This is a genomic window from Janthinobacterium lyxosi, from assembly GCF_051380665.1.
Lineage (GTDB): Bacteria > Pseudomonadota > Gammaproteobacteria > Burkholderiales > Burkholderiaceae_D > Janthinobacterium.
The window spans coordinates 52,512-71,769 of the sequence record NZ_JBNYXM010000030.1 but is presented as its reverse complement, the minus strand read 5'-3'; the positions used below and the strand labels follow the sequence as shown (position 1 = coordinate 71,769).

The 19,258-nt window shown below is 62.6% G+C and carries 15 protein-coding genes and 1 rRNA gene; 3 read left to right on the top strand and 13 right to left on the bottom strand.

Annotation, left to right across the window (positions count from 1 at the left end):
- Nucleotides 1–107: ribosomal RNA gene (rrf, locus tag ACQ4WP_RS24005) — 5S ribosomal RNA — on the top strand; the annotation flags it as partial.
- Nucleotides 108–217: 110 nt separating this feature from the next.
- A complete protein-coding gene (locus ACQ4WP_RS24000; protein WP_436525029.1) occupies nt 218–1,516 on the top strand; it encodes a leucine-rich repeat-containing protein kinase family protein in 1,299 nt (432 codons plus the stop codon).
- 53 nt (nt 1,517–1,569) lie between these two features.
- On the opposite strand, the gene ACQ4WP_RS23995 is transcribed toward ACQ4WP_RS24000, so the two are convergent.
- Entirely contained in the window at nt 1,570–2,829 is a 1,260-nt protein-coding gene (locus ACQ4WP_RS23995) for a nitronate monooxygenase (protein ID WP_436525025.1), read from the bottom strand.
- A 183-nt stretch (nt 2,830–3,012) separates the two neighbouring features.
- A complete protein-coding gene (locus ACQ4WP_RS23990) occupies nt 3,013–3,498 on the bottom strand; it encodes a YajQ family cyclic di-GMP-binding protein (RefSeq protein WP_426074846.1) in 486 nt (161 codons plus the stop codon).
- A 182-nt stretch (nt 3,499–3,680) separates the two neighbouring features.
- On the opposite strand from ACQ4WP_RS23990, the gene murB reads away from it, so the two are divergent.
- Nucleotides 3,681–4,709 (top strand): UDP-N-acetylmuramate dehydrogenase, encoded by a 1,029-nt coding sequence (murB, locus tag ACQ4WP_RS23985; RefSeq protein WP_436525023.1) that lies wholly within the window; start codon nt 3,681–3,683, stop codon nt 4,707–4,709.
- Here the strand turns inward: murB and ppnP are convergent, their stop codons facing one another.
- From ppnP to ACQ4WP_RS23930, 11 genes are all read right to left on the bottom strand, one after another.
- Nucleotides 4,710–5,024: a pyrimidine/purine nucleoside phosphorylase gene (ppnP, locus tag ACQ4WP_RS23980; protein WP_436525021.1), complete on the bottom strand. Its 315-nt coding sequence runs from the start codon at nt 5,022–5,024 to the stop codon at nt 4,710–4,712.
- A 25-nt stretch (nt 5,025–5,049) separates the two neighbouring features.
- A complete protein-coding gene (locus ACQ4WP_RS23975; RefSeq protein WP_436525019.1) occupies nt 5,050–6,075 on the bottom strand; it encodes a diguanylate cyclase in 1,026 nt (341 codons plus the stop codon).
- 10 nt (nt 6,076–6,085) lie between these two features.
- The gene (gene cheB, locus ACQ4WP_RS23970; protein ID WP_436525017.1) at nt 6,086–7,135 is read right to left on the bottom strand and encodes a chemotaxis-specific protein-glutamate methyltransferase CheB; all 1,050 of its coding nucleotides are present in this window, start codon (nt 7,133–7,135) and stop codon (nt 6,086–6,088) included.
- A 10-nt stretch (nt 7,136–7,145) separates the two neighbouring features.
- Complete coding sequence (locus ACQ4WP_RS23965; RefSeq protein ID WP_436525015.1) at nt 7,146–9,461, bottom strand: hybrid sensor histidine kinase/response regulator; 2,316 nt, start codon at nt 9,459–9,461, stop codon at nt 7,146–7,148.
- Nucleotides 9,458–10,144 (bottom strand): chemotaxis protein CheW, encoded by a 687-nt coding sequence (locus tag ACQ4WP_RS23960; RefSeq protein ID WP_436525013.1) that lies wholly within the window; start codon nt 10,142–10,144, stop codon nt 9,458–9,460. The genes ACQ4WP_RS23965 and ACQ4WP_RS23960 overlap by 4 nt, the downstream gene beginning before the upstream one ends.
- Before the next feature lie 9 nt (nt 10,145–10,153).
- Nucleotides 10,154–11,398 (bottom strand): CheR family methyltransferase, encoded by a 1,245-nt coding sequence (locus ACQ4WP_RS23955; protein WP_436525011.1) that lies wholly within the window; start codon nt 11,396–11,398, stop codon nt 10,154–10,156.
- Nucleotides 11,395–11,850, bottom strand: coding sequence for a chemotaxis protein CheW (locus tag ACQ4WP_RS23950; RefSeq protein ID WP_436525009.1), 456 nt, complete (start codon nt 11,848–11,850; stop codon nt 11,395–11,397). Before ACQ4WP_RS23950 ends, ACQ4WP_RS23955 begins: the two co-directional genes overlap by 4 nt.
- Before the next feature lie 4 nt (nt 11,851–11,854).
- Nucleotides 11,855–13,666, bottom strand: coding sequence for a methyl-accepting chemotaxis protein (locus tag ACQ4WP_RS23945; RefSeq protein WP_436525007.1), 1,812 nt, complete (start codon nt 13,664–13,666; stop codon nt 11,855–11,857).
- A 186-nt stretch (nt 13,667–13,852) separates the two neighbouring features.
- Entirely contained in the window at nt 13,853–15,088 is a 1,236-nt protein-coding gene (locus ACQ4WP_RS23940; RefSeq protein WP_071078781.1) for an argininosuccinate synthase, read from the bottom strand.
- Nucleotides 15,089–15,157: 69 nt separating this feature from the next.
- The gene (argF, locus tag ACQ4WP_RS23935) at nt 15,158–16,078 is read right to left on the bottom strand and encodes an ornithine carbamoyltransferase (RefSeq protein WP_436525005.1); all 921 of its coding nucleotides are present in this window, start codon (nt 16,076–16,078) and stop codon (nt 15,158–15,160) included.
- 286 nt (nt 16,079–16,364) lie between these two features.
- Nucleotides 16,365–19,154, bottom strand: a complete 2,790-nt coding sequence (locus ACQ4WP_RS23930; protein ID WP_436525003.1) for an ATP-binding protein — start codon at nt 19,152–19,154, stop codon at nt 16,365–16,367.
- Between the last annotated feature and the right edge of the window lie 104 nt (nt 19,155–19,258).

Here is a 19,258-nt window from a genome sequence, read left to right as displayed (position 1 = left end):
GACCATAGCAAGTTGGTCCCACCCCTTCCCATCCCGAACAGGACCGTGAAACAACTTTGCGCCGATGATAGTGCTGCAACCAGTGTGAAAGTAGGTTATCGTCAGGCTTGTTATTCGAAAAAACCCCCATCGGTGATCCGGTGGGGGTTTTTTTACGTCCGCTGGATTGAGCGATACCAGCGCTTGCCGGGTTTTTGAAAGGGATATCTTGTCTGCTTTGCATACACTGGAACAATTACGCGCTGGTCAACTGGCCGGCGTGCGCCGTCTGAAGCTGTCCTGCGGCTTGACCGACTTCCCACGCGAGATCTTCGATCTGGCCGATAGCCTGGAAATCCTTGATTTGTCCGGCAATGCGCTGTCTTCCCTGCCCGACGATTTGCCGCGCCTGCACAAGTTGCGCATCATTTTTTGCTCGGACAACCTGTTTACCACCTTGCCAGGCGTGCTGGGTTCCTGCCAGGAACTGAGCATGATAGGCTTCAAGGCGAACCGCATACGCCACGTACCGGCCGCAGCCTTGCCGCCCAGGCTGCGCTGGCTGACCCTGACCGACAATGCCATCGAATTCTTGCCCGATGAGCTAGGCAAATGCCGTGAATTGCAGAAACTCATGCTGGCAGGTAATTGTCTGAGCCACTTGCCCGCATCCCTGGCAGATTGCCGCCAACTGGAGCTGGTGCGCATTGCCGCCAACCGTTTTACGGCGCTGCCCGACTGCCTGCTGTCTTTGCCGCGCCTGAGCTGGCTTGCGTACGCGGGCAACCCGTTCACGGAAGTGCGCGAATTGGCGGCCCTGACCGATGCCGGCGCGGCAGGTGTGGCTTGGCAGCGCCTGGAGTTGGCGCAGCAGCTGGGCGAGGGCGCATCGGGTGTGATTTACCGTGCCCGCCTGGATGGGCGAGTTGATGTCGCTGTCAAAGTGTTCAAGGGGGCGATGACCAGCGACGGCTTGCCGCGCAGCGAAATGGCCGCTTGTGTCGGCGCGGGTGCGCACGCGGGCCTGATTCCCATCCTGGGTACCCTGGACGGCCATCCGCAAGGGGCGCCTGGACTCGTCATGCCGCTCATCGATGCTGCTTTCGGCAATCTGGCCGGGCCACCGAGCCTGGCCTCATGCACGCGTGATGTGTATGCCGACGGTGCGCGTTTTGACGCGCCGCAAGCGCTGGCGATTGCCCATGGCATCGCCTCGGCCGTGTGCCAGTTGCATGCGCGCGGCATTGTGCATGGCGATTTGTATGGCCACAATATCCTGCATGCGGATGGTGGCGCCTGCCTGCTGGGTGATTTTGGCGCGGCGTCCATGTTTGTGCCCGGCTCGCGGCAAGGAGACTTGCTGCAGGGCATAGAGGCGCGCGCCTTTGGCGTGCTGCTGGGCGAGTTGGTCGTGCATGGTGCAACGCCCTTGCCCGTCTTGCAGGCTTTGCAGCAAGCTTGCCTGCAAGAAGAAGTGTTGCGGCGGCCCAAGTTCGACGTGATCGAACGGGCATTGCTGGAAATGCTCCAGGCATAAAAAATGGCGCAGCCTTCGCAGGCTGCGCCATTTTCAGTTCAGGCTGAGAATATTCAGCCCTGGACTTTTTTTTCCGGCAGGGCGATCTGGTTGTCGACACTGAACTGGTAGTCCTTGAAGACGTGTTCGGCCGTCAGGATCTGGTATTCGCCGTTGTCGAGCTTGTGCGTGGTGTCCTTCAGGCGATACGTGTAATGGCCGCAGGTCCAGCAGTTGAAGTTGCGCATGTGCGTGCACAGGCAGGTCTTGTCCATCACGACGACGGTTTTTTGCTCGGGATGGGCCGCCACTTCGCGGTTGTACGAGTTGATATAGGCGCAGTTGCCCGTCGCGTCGAGCAGATAGCCATACGATTCGCAGCCTGGGCGGATGCCGGCGCCGATGGCGGGCGTGTTTTTCAGCATGCGCATCGGGTAGCCCGTCGGCGAGACGCCATTGACGATGATGTCTTCTTCCGAGGCCTTGTAGTATTCCTGCTTGACCTTGTTTGGCAAGCCGCATTCCTCGGTGACGGTAAAGCGCGTCGCCACTTGCACGCCAGCCGCGCCCGCTTCCAGGAAGGAGACGGCATCGCTACCCGTGAAGATGCCGCCAGCGGCGATCAGCGGGATGTCCAGCTGTTCCGTTTTCAGGTAGGCCAGCAGTTCCGCGGTAATCGTGTGCAGGTCGTAATTGGCCCAGTCCATGCCAAAACCCAGATGGCCGCCGGCCAGCGGACCTTCGACGATGATGAAGTCGGGCAGGCGGTCCAGCTTGGCGTTCTTGCGCAGGAAAATCTGCAGGGCGCGCACGGACGAGACGATGATGCCCAGCTTGGCATCACGGAAACGTGGATGGTCGGCCATCAAGGCAAACGAGCCGAAGTGCAAGCCGGCCGACAGGGTGATGCCGTCGATGCCGGCGTCCAGCGCCGCATTCAGGCGCACGCGCAAGGTTTCGCGGGGGCCGTTCATGGTCAGCTTTTCCATGCAATTGACGAAAATCAAGCCATCGCCTTTTTTCGCTTCCATGGTGCGGCCGATATGCAGGCGCTGTGCTTCGGCCAGGCGGCCCAGGTCGAATTGCACCACGGCCTTGTCGCTATTATTGATGTTGAACTTGTACAGTTTCGTCTTGTCTTTGACGAAGGTGGTGTCGAAACGACGATCCGACACGTCTTCCACCATGGCATCGGAGATATGGCCGATACCGTTCAGCCGGGCCGCTTCCAGGGCCAGCTCCGACGTGGAAATATCCACACCCATTCCGCCTATCATGATGGGCACATATTCTTTTTTGCCAAATCGCAGGCGGAAATCATCAACACGTTTCATTGCTATCCTTAGACTACCGTGGTTATCACTGAGCCAGATGTACGGTCAAGCCCGCAGCCGGTCAGGCGCGCGGGCGCATGTAGCTGTGCGCAGCTTCAATTCTACCCCAAGCGGGCAGGCTCTCCGGGGCAGCTTGCCACCATGCCGGTGCAAGCGCGTGCCGGATCGCGCGCTTCATCGAAATTAATCGCGGAAATTGTTAAATTCCAGCGGCATGTCGGGCACGTCCTTGCGCAGCATGACCATGGCCGCCTGCAGGTCGTCGCGCTTGGCGCCCGTGACGCGCACGGCTTCGCCCTGGATGCTCGCTTGTACTTTCATCTTGCTGTCCTTGATGACACGCACGATTTTCTTGGCATCATCCGATTCGATGCCATTCTTGATCTTGATGATCTGCTTGACCTTGTCGCCGCCGATTTTCTTGATGTCACCTTCGTCGAGGAAGCGCACATCGACCTTGCGTTTGGTCAACTTGTTGGTCAGCACGTCGCGCACCTGGCTGAGCTGGAATTCCGAATCCGCAAACGCAGTCAATTCGTTTTCCTTGTGTTCGACGCGGGCGTCGCTGCCCTTGAAGTCGAAGCGCGTCGTGATTTCCTTGTTGGATTGCTCGACGGCATTCTTGACTTCGATCATATCGGCTTCGGAGACTACATCAAATGACGGCATGGTCTGTTCCTTTCGTGTTAGAGCGAGCGCGCTGGCAGCGCGCCGGGCGCGCGCATTCTTTGCAAAATGGCACAGCCTCGTTAAAGATGCGACATTTTAACGGACAACGGACGGCCTGCCCTTGTCTTGCGCTGGTTTTTTGTCGGTTTCACTCTATAATCGAGCAAAATAATCGCTATCCCTTGTCTGCAGAGCTCACCATCGAACACAATTACTCCCTCCAGCGCCTGAATACCTTCGGCATCACGGCCAATGCGGCCGCCTACGTACGCATCACTTCGCAGGCCGAATTGCAGGCCGCGCTGCAAGATCCCGCACTCTCCGCCATGCCGCGTTTGATACTGGGCGGCGGCAGCAACATCGTGCTCACGGGCGACTTTCCCGGCGCCGTGCTGCACATGGCCACGCGCGGCATGCGCCTGGCGCAGGCGGATTTCGAAACCATCCTCGTCACGGCCGCCGCCGGTGAAAACTGGCACGATTTCGTGCAGTGGACCCTGGCGCAAGGCGTGGGCGGACTGGAAAACCTGTCGTTGATTCCCGGTACGGTAGGCGCGGCGCCTATCCAGAATATTGGCGCGTATGGCGTTGAAATCAAGGATTATCTGCATAGCGTGAGCGTCATGCACAGCGCCAGCGGCATCGTCTTCGACATGGATCGCGACGCTTGCCGTTTCGCTTACCGCGACAGCATCTTCAAGCAGGCCGACGGACGCGAGCTGATCGTGCTGGAAGTGACGTTTGCCTTGCCGGCCCAGTGGCAGCCGAATTTGCGCTACGCGGAACTGGCGCAGGCCTTGGCCGAGCGCAATCTTGCCGAACCGACAGCGCAACAGGTGGCCGAGACGGTGATGGCGATTCGCCGGAGAAAATTGCCGGATCCGGCCGTGATCGGCAATGCGGGTAGTTTTTTCAAGAATCCCGTGGTGTCACGAGAGCAATGTCTTGCTTTGTTGGAACGTTTCCCCACCTTGGTACACCATGCGCAGCCCGATGGCACGGAAAAGCTGGCGGCCGGCTGGCTGATCGATCAGTGTGGCTGGAAGGGAAAAAACCTGGGGCCCGCAGGAGTGTATCCCAAGCAGGCACTGGTTCTGGTGAATAATGGCGGCGCTCGTGGCGCGGACATTACCCGACTGGCGGAAGCGATACAGGATGATGTAGAGGCGAAATATGGCGTGCGCCTGTCGCCCGAGCCTGTGTTTGTCTAATCAAGCGAAGTGGCAGACATAATCCAGTGTCTCGATCGTTTCAATATCAAAATGGCTATTGCCCGCTATCTTGAATTCCTGGCCCGCGCCGTAGCTGTTCCATTCTGTCGCGTCTGCCAAGCGTACCTTGCACAGGCCGCCGACGATTTCCATCGTTTCCGGCGCGCCCGTGTTGAAGCGCAACGATGACGCGAAAATCACGCCCACGCTTTTCTTCGTGCCATCGGCCAGGATGACGTTGTGCGAGATGCATTTGCCGTCAAAGTAGATATTCGACTTCTTGACGACGCTGACATTGTCCAGTTGTGTGCTCATGCTTCACTTTCCTTGCTGTTAAAAATCATTCCTGGACGTCATCGGCGCTCAGCACGCTGTTGCGTCCGCCGCGCTTGGCCGCGTACAGGGCCTGGTCGGCGCGGTTGATCAGTTGCTCGACCGTCGAGACCGGCGAAGGCACGATGGTGGCCACGCCGATCGAGATGGTGACGATGCCCGTGCTTGCCGCCGGGTTCTCGATCTGCAAGCCCTCCAGGTGGCGCCGGCACGCTTCGGCGATCAGCAACGCGCCGGCCGCTTCCGTTTCGGGCAGGATCAGGGCGAATTCCTCGCCTCCATAGCGAGCCGCCAGGTCGGCCGGGCGCTTCAAATGTTCCGTCAGTACGGCTGCGACCTTTTTGAGGCACAGGTCACCCGCCAGGTGGCCAAAGTGATCGTTATAGCTTTTAAAATGGTCGATATCGCAAAATAGCAGGCTCAGCGGCGTCTTGTCGCGCTGGCCCCGCTGCCATTCGAATTGCAGGGTTTCATCGAAGCGGCGGCGGTTGGCGATGCCCGTCAAGCCATCGAGGGCGGCCAGTTTCTGCAATTCAATATTCGCGTCGGCCAGATTTTTTTGGCTTTCGCGCAGGAAACGAAATGCCTGGTCGCGTTGCAGGCGGCTGATATGGGCCGCCGAGTGGTAACGTATGCGCGCCAGCAACTCCAGGCGGTCCGGCAGTTTCACCACATAATCGTTGGCGCCGACGGTAAAGCTGTGGGCCTTCAGTTTCGGGTCATCCTTGGCCGACAGTACGATGACGGGCACATGCGCCAGCGCCGCGTTTTCGCGGTACAGTTGGATCAGCGCGAAGCCGTCGATGCCCGGCAGCACCAGGTCTTGCAGGATGACGGTCGGTTGCAAGCGCAGCGCCATGTCCAGCGCCTGCGTGGCGTCGGTCACGTAATGAAACTCGATATCCTGCTGGTCGCTCAGCATGCGCCGGATTGCCTCAGCAATGATCAATTGGTCGTCCACCAGCAGCACGCTGACCTTGAATTCGGTCAATGCGGGCTCATGCAGGGTGAGACTGGAGGAAAATTCTGGCATTGCATTCTTTTCAGATGTTAGGGGAGGACTCCCCCCCATTGTTGATTTTTGCGCCCAGGCGGTTGCGCAGGCTGGCGCCTATTCTATCCAAGGGCAGGATTTGCTGCGCCGCATCGAGTTCGGCCGCCGCGCGCGGCATGCCATATACGGCACTGCTGGCCTGATCTTGCGCTATCGTCGTCTTGCCCGCGCGGCGCATGGCCAGCAAGCCGTCGCCGCCGTCGCGCCCCATGCCTGTGAGCAATACGCCGATGGCGTCGCCGCGCCAGTGCTGTGCCACGCAGTGAAAGAAGACATCGACCGAAGGACGGTAAACATAGTCGCGTGGTGCTGCATCGTAACCCAAACGATAATTTTGATCTAGCAGCAGGTGATCATTGGTCTTGGCGACCAGCACACTGCCTGCCACCAGTTCGTCACCCTCGGCAATCACGCGCACCGGCATGTCCAATTGATCGTCCAGCCATTTCGCAAAATGCGAGGCGAAGGTTTCATCGATATGCTGCACCACCACGATGGCGCAGCCGGGCGGCGCGGTCCAGCCGGACAGCACCTTGGCCACCGCTGACGGCCCGCCCGTCGAGGCGCCGATGGCCACCAGGGTGGTGACCTGGCCGTCGCTGCGTTCGCCATTGGCTTGCACCAGGCGCGGCGACGGCGCTTCGGCGCTGTGGCGTATCAGCTTGCCGATGGTCTTGATCTTGGCCAGCAGCTCGCTGTCGCCCCCCACTTGCCCCTGCAGCACGGGGGTGGCCGTGACGTCGAGCGCGCCGGCGCCCAGCGCGCGGAAGACCTGGTTGACATTGTCTTGCGGGCGTCCCGTGACGACCAGGATGGCGCACGGGCTTTGCTCCATGATCAGGCGCGTCGCCTCGACGCCATCCATCTCCGGCATGTTCAGATCCATCAGGATCAGGTCGGGGCGGTTGCCCTCGCACATGCGCACCGCTTCGAGTCCCGTGCGGGCAATCCACAGCACCTGGTGTTCCTGCGTGCTGGCTACCACCCGGCGCAAGGCTTCGGCGGCCATGGCGACATCGTTGGCAATGGCAATTTTCATGAAGTACAACTCATAAGCGGGCATCTCCTATCAGGTCCGCTACCGCGTCGAGCAAGGTCTCGTCGTGGAAGCTGCCTTTGGTCAGATAATAGTCGGCGCCGGCGGACAGGCCGCGCGCGCGGTCCTCCGGGCGGTCCTTGTACGAGACGATCATCACCGGCAGCTTGTGCAGATGCAGGTCCTTCTTGATCAGCGAGACCAGTTCGATGCCATCCATGCGTGGCATGTCCACGTCGGTGATCACCAGGTCGTACTCGCCGCTGCGCACCACGTTCCAGCCGTCGATGCCGTCGATGGCCACGTCGACTTCGAAACCGCGCGCCAGCAGCAGCTTGCGCTCCATTTCGCGCACCGTCAGCGAATCGTCGACCACCAGGATGCGCTTGGCGCGGCGCTGCTGCGCGTGGCCCGCCTGCGCCAGCTGGTGCAGGCCGCCCTCGTGCAGCAGCTTGTCGATCGACAGCAGCAAATCGGGCACGTCGAGGATCAGCACCGGTTCACCATCATCGAGCAGGGCGGCGGCGGAAATGTCGCGCATCTTGCCGAAGATCGGGTCGATGGCCTGCACCGCCAGGCTTTGCTCGCCGCGGATGGCGTCGACCACCAGCGCATAGCTTTGCTTGCCGCGCCCGATCACCACCACCGGCAAATCGTCGGCGCTGCTGGGCGTTTCACCCAGCTCCAGCACCTGCGCTGCCGACACCAGGCCCAGATGCTCGCCCTTGAGTTCAAAGAACTGCTTGTTTTCCAGCGTATGGATAGCCGCTTGCGGCACGCGCACCACGCTTTCCACCTTGACGATGGGGATGGCGTAGGCTTCGCCCTGCACGTCGATCACCAGCGCGCGTACGATCGATTGCGTCAGCGGCAGGGTAATCAGGGCGCGGAAACCACGTCCCGGCTCCGATTCCAGGCGCACCGTGCCGTTTTGCTGGCGTATCGTCTCGTGCACGATATCGAGGCCCACGCCACGTCCGGACAGCTGGTTGGCCGTCGCTTTCAGGCTGAAGGCGGGCAGGAACAGGAATTCCAGCAGCTCGCCCGGCGACAGCGCGGCGGCCATGGCGGGGCTGGCCATCTTGCGCTCGATGACAGACTGGCGGATTTTTTCCAGGTCGACGCCGCGCCCGTCGTCGCTGATCTCGATGCTCAGCATGCCGGCGCGGTGGCGCGCTTCCATGCGTATCGTGCCCATTGCTTCCTTGCCCGCGTCGATGCGCTCGTACGGGCCTTCCATGCCATGGTCGATGGCATTCCTGAGCATGTGGTTCAGCGGGCTTTCGATCTTCGCCAGGATGTCGCGGTCGACCAGGGTGTCTTCGCCGTCGATTTCCAGCTGCACTTCCTTGCCCAGGCTGCGCGCCAGGTCGCGCACCATGCGGGGAAACGCGTGGATGCCGTCGCGGAAGGGGCGCATGCGCAGCGCCAGCACTTCGTCGACCATGCCTTGCGAGACGGCCAGCAAGCGCCGTTCATAGGTTTCGATGTCGGCGATGTGCTCGAGTATGAACTGCTTCAGGGGCTGCGTCTTTTGCAGCGCCAGCAGGGATTTTTCCATCAGGCCCGGGTCGCCCGAGCGGGTAATGGCGACGTGCAGGTGTTCGATGGCGGACAACAGGCTGCTCTGGTTGCGCTTGAAGCGCTGCAGGGCGCCGATGAACGGGTGCATCTGGTGCGCATTGATGCGCGATTCGCTGGCCAGCGACAGCAATTTGTCGAAATTCTGCGCCTGGGCCTTGGCTGGCGCACCGGCACGCGGCGCGGGCGCGGCCGCCGACTCCACTTCCTCGCCTGCCAGGCCGCTGGTCACGGTCGCTTGCAGCTCGGCGTGGGGAGGCGGCAAGGGCGCTGCTGCCGGCGTTGGCGCCGGCACGGGCGAAGGCAGCGAGGGCAGGGCAGGTAGTTCGGGCAGCTCGGCGATGCCGGCGATGGCGTTCAGGGTCTGGTCGATCTGCGCCGCATTGGCGGCCAGCCACGCTTCGGCGCCCGCATCGTCGAGGCGTGACAGCTGCACGATCAGGTCGACGCCCGACAGCAGCACGTCGACCCGCTCCGGCGTGAGTTTCAAGCGGCCATGCTGGGCGGCGACAAAGCTGTCTTCCATGCCGTGCGCCAGTTGCACCACCACCTGCAGGCCGACGATGGCGGCGGCGCCCTTGATCGAGTGCGCCGCGCGCATCATCGCTTCGACGGCGGCCGCGTCGCCCGCATGGCGCTCCATGGCCAGTAAGCCATCGGTGAGAATCTGGGTCTGGCTGTCGGCCTCCATGCGGAACAGGTCCAGCATGGAAAAGGCACTCAGGTCGCCGTGCTGGTCCTGGCTCATCGTAATAGTCTCGCAAGTTGAAAGCCGATCAGCGCCGTGTCCAGGCAGCCGATGCGCATGTCGCCCTCGGTGATGACGCCCGACAGAAAGCGCGACAGGCCCTTGTTGATGGTGGCCGCCGGCGTTTGCAGGTTGCCCGACGCATAGCGCACGATGCCGTGCAGGTCGGCCACGGGCAGGGCGTAGGCTTGCTCTTCCCAGCGCATCAGCAGCAGGCGCGCAAAGGTGTGGCGGCCCTTGGCCGGTGGCGCGCCCTGTTCGTCGATGCCCAGCAAACTGGCCAGCGACATGCACGGATACAGCTTGCCGCCGATATTGACGATGCCAGACAGGCCGCGCCCGCTGCGGTGCGGCAGCACGTGCGGCCTGGCTTGCGGCGCCACGGAGTCGAACACGCGCGTTGGCAGCGCCAGCCATTCACGGCCGATGCGAAACACCAGCGCCGAGCTGTCGCGCACTTCGCCGCCTGCATCGATCTGGCGGAAGTGGTTGGCCCAGTCGCGCTGGTAGTGTTCGTCCACGGGCCGTTGCAGGTTGCGCTGGGCGGCGCCTGCATACACGTCGCAGTTACGGCAATGCACGTTGGCTGGCAGCTTGGGGCAGCTCTGGTCGCCGACCACGCCGATATGGTTCCAGCAGTCGTCGATGGATTCCGGGGTCTCGCTGCCGTTGATGGATGTCATGCGTACCCCTTAGTTGGACGCCTGGCGGCGCTGGTAGATGCGCGCAGCGCGCGCCTTCAGGGTGGCGGCGGCCGTGTGATTGCCATTGCGTTCGGCCAGCAGGGACAGGTGGCACAGCGCCTCGTAATGGTCCGGCTGCAGGTAGATGCAGCGGCGCCAGTAGTCGTCGGCCAGGTCCATCTTGCCGGCCAGTTCATTGATGATGCCCAGCATGAAATACGCTTCCGCCGCCTCGGGCACTCTTGCCAGGTGGGCGTGGCATTTTTCGCCGGCTTCGCGCAACTGGCCACGGTCGGCCAGCAGGCGCGCCTCGGCCAGCAAATCGGCTTGTGCGGCCGGCGCCGGTGATGGCACGGCCGTGGGGCGCGTGCGCAAGGCCATCGGCGCTATGGGCGCGGCGAGAGCGGCAGCACGCCTTGGCGCGGGCGGTACGCTGCACAAGGTGCGCAAGGCCGGCAGCGGCGCCACCTGCACGGGGCTGGCCGGCGGCGCCGTTTCCTTTTTCAGGGCGAAAGCCTGGCGGAACTGCAGCGTCGTAAAGCCGTTCTGGCAGAACGAGGGCACCTCCGCATAGCCGGCCAGCAGCATGCCGTCGTCGGCCAGCAGGGCGGACAGGTTATGGATGGCCGCGCGCGTGGTCGGCTTGTCAAAATAGATCAGCAGGTTGCGGCAGAAGATGACGTCGTAATGGCGGCTGTAGGTGGCAGTGTCGAACTGCAGCAAATTGCCCTGCCTGAAGGTCACCTGTTCGCGCAAGGCGTCGATGATGCGGTAGGCGTCGTCGGCCACGTGCGTGAAATAGCGTTCGCGAAAGCCCACGTCCTGCGCGCGGAAGGCATTGCGGCCATACACACCGGCCTGCGCCCGCTCGATGCAGCCGGGGCTGAGGTCATAGGCGTCGATGCTGAACGCCTGTTTCGGCACGCCGCCGTCGCGCAGCGCCATGGCCATCGAGTACGGTTCCTCGCCTCCCGCGCACGGGATTGACAGGATGCGCGTGGCGCGCCCGCGCGCCCAGCGTTCCTGCACCAGTCCGACGGTGGCGTAAAACGCCTGCGGGTCGCGAAACAGCCACGATTCCGGCACCACCACCAGTTCGATCAATTGCGTCATTTCGGCCGGCGTGAGCGCCTGCAGATAGGCTACGCTATCGCTAAAGCCCGTTTGCTCCATGCGCTGGCCGACGGCCCGCTCGGCCACGGTTTTGGAGACGGACAGGCCGGTCGCGCGGCGCAGCAGGGCTTGTGCCGTCATGCTGCGCTCGCGTCTTGAAACAGCAGCGCGCGCACGTCCGGCGCCAGCAGGTGTTCCAGTTCGACCAGCTGCACGATGCCGTCGGCGTCGCTGGCCACCTGGCCCAGGAACGGCGCCGTCGCCACGCCGCTGTCTTCAAGCTGCTGCGGGTCGATGTCGGCGATGCCGCGCACCTGCGAGGCCATCAGCCCCAGCGCATGCGTGGCGCCGCCAGCTGTGCGGTAGTCGACGATGACGATGCGTGTGTCGAACTGCGCGGCGGCGGGCGGCAGCCCGGCCAGGCGCGACAGGTCGATCACGGGCACGGGCGTGCCGTGCAAGTCCATCAGGCCGGCCACATAATCTGGCGTGAGCGGCAACTGCTTCAATTCCAGCAGCGGCAGCACGCGCACGATGCCGGCCAGGGGCAGGCCATAGCGGTCGCGTCCGATGTGAAAGAGCAGCACTTTCATGGCATCAGATGTTGACGGCGAAGGTCGAGACGCTCGACTGCAGGTCGCCCGCCGCATATTGCAGCTGGTGCACCGCCTCGCTGGTGGCTTTCAATGATTCCACCGTCTGCTGGGTGGCGTCGTTGAGCTGCATCATGGTGTCGGAGATTTGCGACGCGCCAATCGCTTGCGACTGCATGCCTTGCAGCACGGCGTCAAATTGCGGCGTGAGTTTTTGTACCTGGTCCATCACGGACGACAGCTGCTCGGCCACTTGCCGCACTTCACCCACGCTGCGGCGAATTTCCTCCGAGAATTTGTCCATGCCCATCACGCTGGCGGACACGGCCGACTGCATTTCCTTCAGCATTTGCTCGATATCCCAGGTGGAGACGGAGGTCTGGTCGGCCAGGCGGCGGATTTCCGTCGCCACCACGGAAAAGCCGCGGCCCGCCTCGCCCGCTTTTTCCGCCTCGATGGCGGCGTTCAGCGAGAGGATATTGGTCTGGTCGGCCACCTTCGTGATGGTGATCAGTACGCTATTGATATTGCTGGCCTTTTCCGACAGGGCGGCCAGCTTGGCGTTGATGGAATCGGTGGCCGAGACCATGTGCTGCATGGTCGAATCCATGCGCTTGAGGTTGTTTTGCGCTTCGGCCGTGGCGTTCGTCGTGTAGTCCGCCACGGCAGTGGCGTCTTCCATGGTTTTCAGCAACTGGCTCGTGTTGGCCGAGATTTCCTTGGTGGTGCTGAGGATTTCCACGCTGGTTTGTGCTTGCTCAATGCCCGTGGCTTCCTGCTGGCGCGCCGAGGCGGCGATTTCCGTGGCGGAGGTTGTCACCTGGATGCCGGCCTTTTGCACATTGTTGAGCAGACTGCGCAGGTTTTCGAACATCTTCGCCAGGCCATTGCCCAGTTGGCCGATGGCGTCGCTGCCCGTGATGCTGACCTTGCCCGTCAGGTCGCCCGAGGCCGCTTTCGACACCACTTCCAGCAAGGAATCGACCTTGGCCCGCAAGCTATTCGTGGCGGCCAGTTCGTTGGCCTGGTTGTCCTGGATGGTTTGTGCCATGCGGTTGAATTCTTCCGTCACCTTGCCCAGCTCGTCGCGCGAGATGATGGCGGCGCGCGCCCCTTGCTCGCCGCCAGCGATGCGCCCGACGGCCTCCGTCAGGTTGTTCAGCGGGCCGAGGATGGAGCGGCCCAGCAGGTAGGCAATGCCCAGTGCCAGCACCACGCACAACAAGCCGCCCAGGGCCAGCGTCAGCAGCATGGTTTCCTGCAGGCGGCTCGAGTTGGCCGTGCGTTCGGCCAGCAGGCGGTTTTCTTCGGCGGCAGCTTCGTCGAGCAGTTTGTTGGCTTGCACGATGCCGGGAGAACCGGCCGGTGGAAGGAGGCGCGCCACCGTTTCCGTGGCGCCCGGCGCATTGCCCAGCGCGCGGCGTTTTTCGATCAGGGGATTGATCCACTCCTTGACCCAGGTGTTGCTCAGCTGGTCGATCTTGCGGAAGCGTTCCGACTGCTGCTTGTTGTCGACTGTCATGCTGATGGCTTTTTGCGTGTGTTGCGTCAGCACCGCCATCTCGTCCGTTTCCGGGTTCAGCGAGACTTCGTTGCCGGTCAGGATGAACCCGCGCGCTTCCACCTGGATTTGCAGGATGGAATTGTGAATCTTGTCGATCTCGATCAGTACTTCCATGGTGTGCCGGTCCCATGCATTGGCTTCCGACAGGCGCGAAAAGCTGTTGTAGGCCACGCCCAGCAGGATCAGGATGATGGCCACGATGGAGCCGAAGCCCAGGTACAGTTTATTCTTGATACTCAGGTCTTTGAACATGGTGGCTCCGGAAGCGGGAAGTTTTCGACTAAATTGCACTGTAGCATTTTGCCATGCGAACAGCAAAATGGGGGCAATACAGGGGCGCGCAGGGGCGTAAATCACGGACTAGTGCGTTCCAGACGTAAAAGAGCCGCCCGTGGGCGGCTTGGGCTGGCGCGGGAGGTAATGCCTCCCGGCAACTAATTACTTCTGGCCGCGCTTTTCGCGGGCGATGGCGGCGATGCGCATGCGCAAGGCGTTCAGTTTGATGAAGCCGCCGGCGTCGGCCTGGTTGTAGGCGCCGCCGTCTTCGTCGAAGGTGGCGATGTTCATGTCGAACAGCGAGTCCGTCTTCGAATCGCGCGAGACGACGATGACATTGCCCTTGTATAGCTTGATGCGTACCCAGCCGTTCACGGTTTCCTGCGTATGATCGATCAGGGTTTGCAGGGCGACGCGCTCGGGCGCCCACCAGTAGCCGTTGTAGATCATCGACGCGTAGCGCGGCATCAAATCATCTTTCAGGTGGGCCACTTCGCGGTCCAGGGTGATCGATTCGATGGCGCGGTGGGCTTTCAGCATGATGGTGCCGCCCGGGGTTTCATAGCAGCCGCGCGATTTCATGCCGACGTAGCGGTTTTCCACCAGGTCCAGGCGTCCCACGCCATGCTTGCCGCCCACTTTGTTCAGTTCGGCCAGCACGGTGGCGGGCGACATGCGCACGCCGTTGATGGCGACGATATCGCCTTTTTCGTATTCGATGTCCAGGTACTCGGCTTCGTCCGGCGCCTTTTCAGGGCTGACGGTCCAGCGCCACATGCTTTCTTCCGCTTCGGCGCTGGGGTTTTCCAGGTGGCGGCCTTCAAAGCTGATGTGCAGCAAGTTGGCATCCATCGAGTACGGCGCGCCGCCGTTCTTGTGCTTCATGTCGATGTCGATGCCGGCGTCTTCCGCGTACTTCAGCAGTTTTTCGCGCGACAGCAGGTCCCACTCGCGCCATGGGGCGATGATTTTCACGCCTGGTTTCAGCGCGTAGGCGCCCAGTTCGAAACGCACCTGGTCGTTGCCCTTGCCGGTCGCGCCGTGCGAGATGGCGTCGGCGCCGGTGGCGTTGGCGATTTCGATCAGGCGCTTGGCGATCAGCGGACGGGCGATCGAGGTGCCCAGCAAGTATTCGCCTTCGTACACGGTGTTGGCGCGGAACATCGGGAAGACGAAATCGCGCACGAATTCTTCGCGCACGTCTTCGATATGGATGTTTTCCGGCTTGATGCCGAATTTGATGGCCTTGGCGCGCGCCGGTTCCAGTTCTTCACCCTGGCCCAGATCGGCCGTGAAGGTGACGATTTCGCACTGGTAGTTATCTTGCAGCCATTTCAGGATGACGGAGGTGTCGAGTCCGCCGGAATAGGCCAGGACTACTTTTTTAATGTCGCTCATATTGCTTCCAGTTGTCGTTGTCGATGTATGTATTGCGATGCTGCCAGAATGTATGCGGTACCTGGCGAATTAGTTGATTTTACCGAGTAACAGGTATTCGATCAGCGCTTTTTGCACGTGTAAACGGTTTTCCGCTTCGTCCCACACCACCGATTGCGGACCGTCGATCACTTCGGCGGCCACTTCCTCGCCGCGGTGGGCAGGCAGGCAGTGCATGAACAGGGCGTCGGGCGCGGCGCGGGCCATCTTCGCGCCATCGACGATCCAGCCGTCGAAGGCGGCAATGCGGGCCGCGTTTTCCGCTTCGTAGCCCATGCTGGTCCACACGTCCGTGTTGACCAGGTGCGCGCCTTCGCAGGCCTCAAGCGGGTTGGCAAAGAAAGTATAGCGCTGCGTCTTGACTTGCGTCAGGTCGATGTCGTAGCCCTGCGGCGTCGACACGTTGACGTGGAAGCCGAACACTTCGGCCGCCTGCAGCCACGAGTACAGCATGTTGTTGGCGTCGCCGATCCAGGCGACGACCTTGCCGGCGATCGAGCCGCGGTGTTCGATGTAGGTGAAGATGTCGGCAAAGACCTGGCACGGGTGGTGTTCATTGGTCAGGCCATTGATCACCGGCACGCGCGAGTTGGCGGCGAAACGCTCGATGATTTCCTGGCCGAAGGTGCGCACCATGATGATGTCGCACATGCGCGACATGACCTGGCCTGCGTCTTCCACCGGCTCGCCGCGGCCCAATTGGGAATCGCGCGTGTTCAGGTAGATGGCGGCGCCGCCCAGCTGATGCATGCCGGCTTCGAACGACAATCGCGTGCGCGTGGAGTTCTTTTCAAAGACCATCACCAGGGTGCGGTCGATCAGTGGATGGTAGATTTCGTAATTCTTGAACTTGCGCTTGATCAGATGGGCGCGTTCGATCACATATTCATACTCTTCCAACGTGAAATCGGAGAACTGGAGGTAGTGCTTGATCGGTTTTTTTGTCGACATAATGACCACTTGAAGATGCGCAGGCCGCCGGCGGCGTGCCTTTCCCGCCGGGTTGCATCAGCGTACAACATCTCGTCTGATGACTGCCTCGCCCGGCGCGCTGCTGTGTTGATCGGTGCCCGTGCCTGTTTGTCGCACGGGTCGATGCGGTTTGCCAAGTTGTAAATCATGCAATGGCAGGGACTTCAGCCATTCAATTATAAGGGTTTTGCTTTTAGATTGGAAAGACTGGCCGGACGGGTACTTGTGTAGACAAGTGGCCGCGTCCAGCCAGGGTCTTGCCGGCTCAATAGATGTTGGCCGGGGCGGCCGCATCGATCTGCGGCGCCACCAGGGGAAGATCGAGCGTGAAGCGCGTACCGGCGGGGTTGCTGGCTACCTGAATGGTGCCGCCCAGCAGGGCCGTGACGATGTTGTAGCTGATCGACAAACCGAGGCCGCTGCCGCCCTGGCCCAGCTTGGTAGTAAAGAAGGGGTCGAAGATGCGCGACAAATGCTGTTCGGCGATGCCGCCGCCATTGTCGGCGAAGACGACCTGCACGCGTGCGCCATCGAACGTGGCGGACAGGCGCATGCAGCCTGTGCCGGCGGCGCCATCATTGGGCGCGGGGGCAAACGCGTGCAGCAGGGCGTTGTTGATCAGATTGGTGATCACCTGGCCGAACGGGCCCGGATAGCTGTCCATGGCGATGCCGAAATCGATGTCCGTCTCGATGCGGTGGCCCGAACTGCGGATGCGGTTCATGACGGTGGCGATGATTTCATTGCTCACTTGTTGCAGGTCAAAATGGCGCCGCTGCTCGGTGGTGCGGTCGACGGCCACCTGCTTGAAGCTGTTGACCAGGTCCGCCGCGCTGCGCAGGCCGCGCATCACCAGCGCCGATGCCTTGCCCGCATCGTCGATGAAGGCGGCCAGGTCCGAGCGGCGCAGGCCGGGACCGTTCATCAGGCGTTCCACGTCTTCCGTCTTTTGTTGCATGGTGCTGGCGATTAATAAACTGTTGCCGATGGGGGTATTGAGTTCATGCGCCACGCCGGCCATCAGGGAACCGAGGGCGGCCAGTTTTTCCTGCGACACCAGTTGCGCCTGGGCATCTTGCAATTGCCGGTAGGCGCTGGCATTGTCGAGTGCGATGGCGCCATACGCGCACAGGGTGCGGAAGATCAGGCGCTCGCGTTCGCCGTATGCATGGGCATGGCAAGCCTGCACCGTCATCACGCCCAGCACGCGCTCGCCCACCATCAGCGGTACGTACAGCACGCTCTGGTTATGCAGGGTGCCCGGCACGGTGTAGGCGTGGCGCTTCGGCGGCACCTGGTCGATATACACTTCGCACCGGCCCAGCAGGCAGCGCACGGAGTAGGCGCGTGGATTGCTCAGGGGAATGGCGTGGTCGGGCAGGGGCCGGCCCGCTTCCATGCCATGCGCGCGGCGCAGCGCCGTGCCCGCCGCGTCGAGCATGTAGACGGCGAAGGTGTTTACTGGCAGTAAAGCGTGTACGTGTCGGTCGAGCACTTGGAACACGGCGCTGGCATCGAGGTGGGTGGTGATTTCCTGGCCGATGGCCGACAGCCGTTCCAGCGTGTCGCTGGTCTGTTGCAATACTTCGGCGCGGCGCGCTTCGGAGGCGGCCAGTTCGCGGTGGTGATAGCCTTCCGAGCGCGCATGTTCCGTCTGGTGGTAGACCTGCATGGCGGTGGCGCGGTTGCTGGCTTGCTGGGTGTGGCTTTTTTCGCGCGCCACGCCCGCATCGAGGGCGATGTCGTAGGCGCGCGCATAGTCGCCCGCATGCGCGTATTCGCGCGCCAGCGCATCGAGCAGTTCGCCGGGCGGCGAATAGCCTTCGATGGAAGCGGCTACCTGCAGCGCCTGGTGCAGGAAATGCAGGGCGGGATTGCGTTCCAGCATGCCTGCTGGCGACGGCAGCTCGTGGCGCGCATGCAGCATGGACAAGACGCGCAGCGCCGCCACCTGGTGCATGGCGTCGCCCTGCGCCGTGGCCAGCTGCCGCGCCCGCTCGGCCGCCTGCAGCGCCTCGTCCGGGCGGTCCAGGTAGGACAGCGCGTGGGCGCTGCCGCGCTGCGCCATGCTGCGGAAATCGGCCTGGCCCAGCGCATCGGCGCGCTGCGCCAGCCGGCTGAAGGCGTCGAGCGCCGTGTCGTAGTCGCCCTTGTCCAGGCTCAGTTCGCCCAGGTGGAACAGCGCGTTGGCATAGGTGCGCGCACCCGACACAGGGGCCAGGATGTGCAGCGCCTGGCGCAGCAAGTCTTCGGCGGCGGCCAGGCGTCCCAGCTTGCGCATGGTTTCGGCCGTATGCGCCTGGCAGGCGCCGATGCTGCGCGGCCAGCCGGTGGGGCGCGCCAGGTCCAGCGCGCATTGCATCCATTCGAGGGCCGATTCGTTGTCGTTGAGGCTGGCGAAGCAGTCGCCGATATTGATGGCGGCCGTGATGGCGCCGCGCAGCTGGCCGCTTTCCAGCGCCGCTTCATAGCTTTGCATGTAGTGGCCGGCGGCCGTGCCCAAGTCGCGCGAGGTGTGCGCCAGCAAGCCGCAAAAGTCATGCACCCAGGTGGCCAGCGGCGCGGGCAGCTTGCCGCTGGCGCTGTCGGCCTGGAAGTGCTTGCCCCAACGCGCCTGGGCGGCTGGCGCATCGCGCAAGACGGCCCAGCGCGCCATGGCCGCGTCGGCCAGGCTGGCGCGCATCGCATCGCCAGCGCCGCGCGCCTGTTCCGCCGCGGCCAGCAGCTCGGCATCGCAACGCGCATGGTCGCCGCGGTCGACGGCGATCGAGGACAGCAGCCAGTGGGCGTCGGCGCAGCCGGCGCCATCGCCGTACGCGCACAGGATGGCGTGCGCCGCCATGGCCAGGCTTGCGGCCGCATCGAGCGAGCCTTGCAACCATGCAACTTCCGCCCGCACCAGTTGCAAACGTGCCTGCGCGATGGCCAATGCCTGCGCCGGCAGGTTTACCAGGGGCAGCCAGCCCTCCGCTTCGGCCGCATAATGCTGCGCCTGGGCGCAGTTGCGCTGGCGCAAATGCCAGGCCAGCAGCATCAGCAAGGGCAGGCGCTCCACTGCGCTTAGTGTCCGCAGTGTGTCTTCCCACCGTACAATGTCATGTTCGAGTGCGAACATTTCCATCCGAAATCTCCCGCAAGGCGATGGTGTTGGCCAGCGGC

Coding starts and splice junctions, on each gene's coding strand:
- ACQ4WP_RS23995 (WP_436525025.1), bottom strand. CDS start 2,829: ATGAAACGTGTTGATGATTTCCGCCTGCGATTTGGCAAAAAAGAATAT.
- ACQ4WP_RS23990 (WP_426074846.1), bottom strand. CDS start 3,498: ATGCCGTCATTTGATGTAGTCTCCGAAGCCGATATGATCGAAGTCAAG.
- ACQ4WP_RS23955 (WP_436525011.1), bottom strand. CDS start 11,398: ATGACGGCACAAGCCCTGCTGCGCCGCGCGACCGGCCTGTCCGTCTCC.
- ACQ4WP_RS23960 (WP_436525013.1), bottom strand. CDS start 10,144: ATGACATCCATCAACGGCAGCGAGACCCCGGAATCCATCGACGACTGC.
- ACQ4WP_RS23965 (WP_436525015.1), bottom strand. CDS start 9,461: ATGAGCCAGGACCAGCACGGCGACCTGAGTGCCTTTTCCATGCTGGAC.
- ACQ4WP_RS23975 (WP_436525019.1), bottom strand. CDS start 6,075: ATGCCAGAATTTTCCTCCAGTCTCACCCTGCATGAGCCCGCATTGACC.
- ACQ4WP_RS23950 (WP_436525009.1), bottom strand. CDS start 11,850: ATGAAAGTGCTGCTCTTTCACATCGGACGCGACCGCTATGGCCTGCCC.
- ACQ4WP_RS23945 (WP_436525007.1), bottom strand. CDS start 13,666: ATGTTCAAAGACCTGAGTATCAAGAATAAACTGTACCTGGGCTTCGGC.
- ACQ4WP_RS23940 (WP_071078781.1), bottom strand. CDS start 15,088: ATGAGCGACATTAAAAAAGTAGTCCTGGCCTATTCCGGCGGACTCGAC.
- argF (WP_436525005.1), bottom strand. CDS start 16,078: ATGTCGACAAAAAAACCGATCAAGCACTACCTCCAGTTCTCCGATTTC.
- ppnP (WP_436525021.1), bottom strand. CDS start 5,024: ATGAGCACACAACTGGACAATGTCAGCGTCGTCAAGAAGTCGAATATC.
- cheB (WP_436525017.1), bottom strand. CDS start 7,135: ATGAAAATTGCCATTGCCAACGATGTCGCCATGGCCGCCGAAGCCTTG.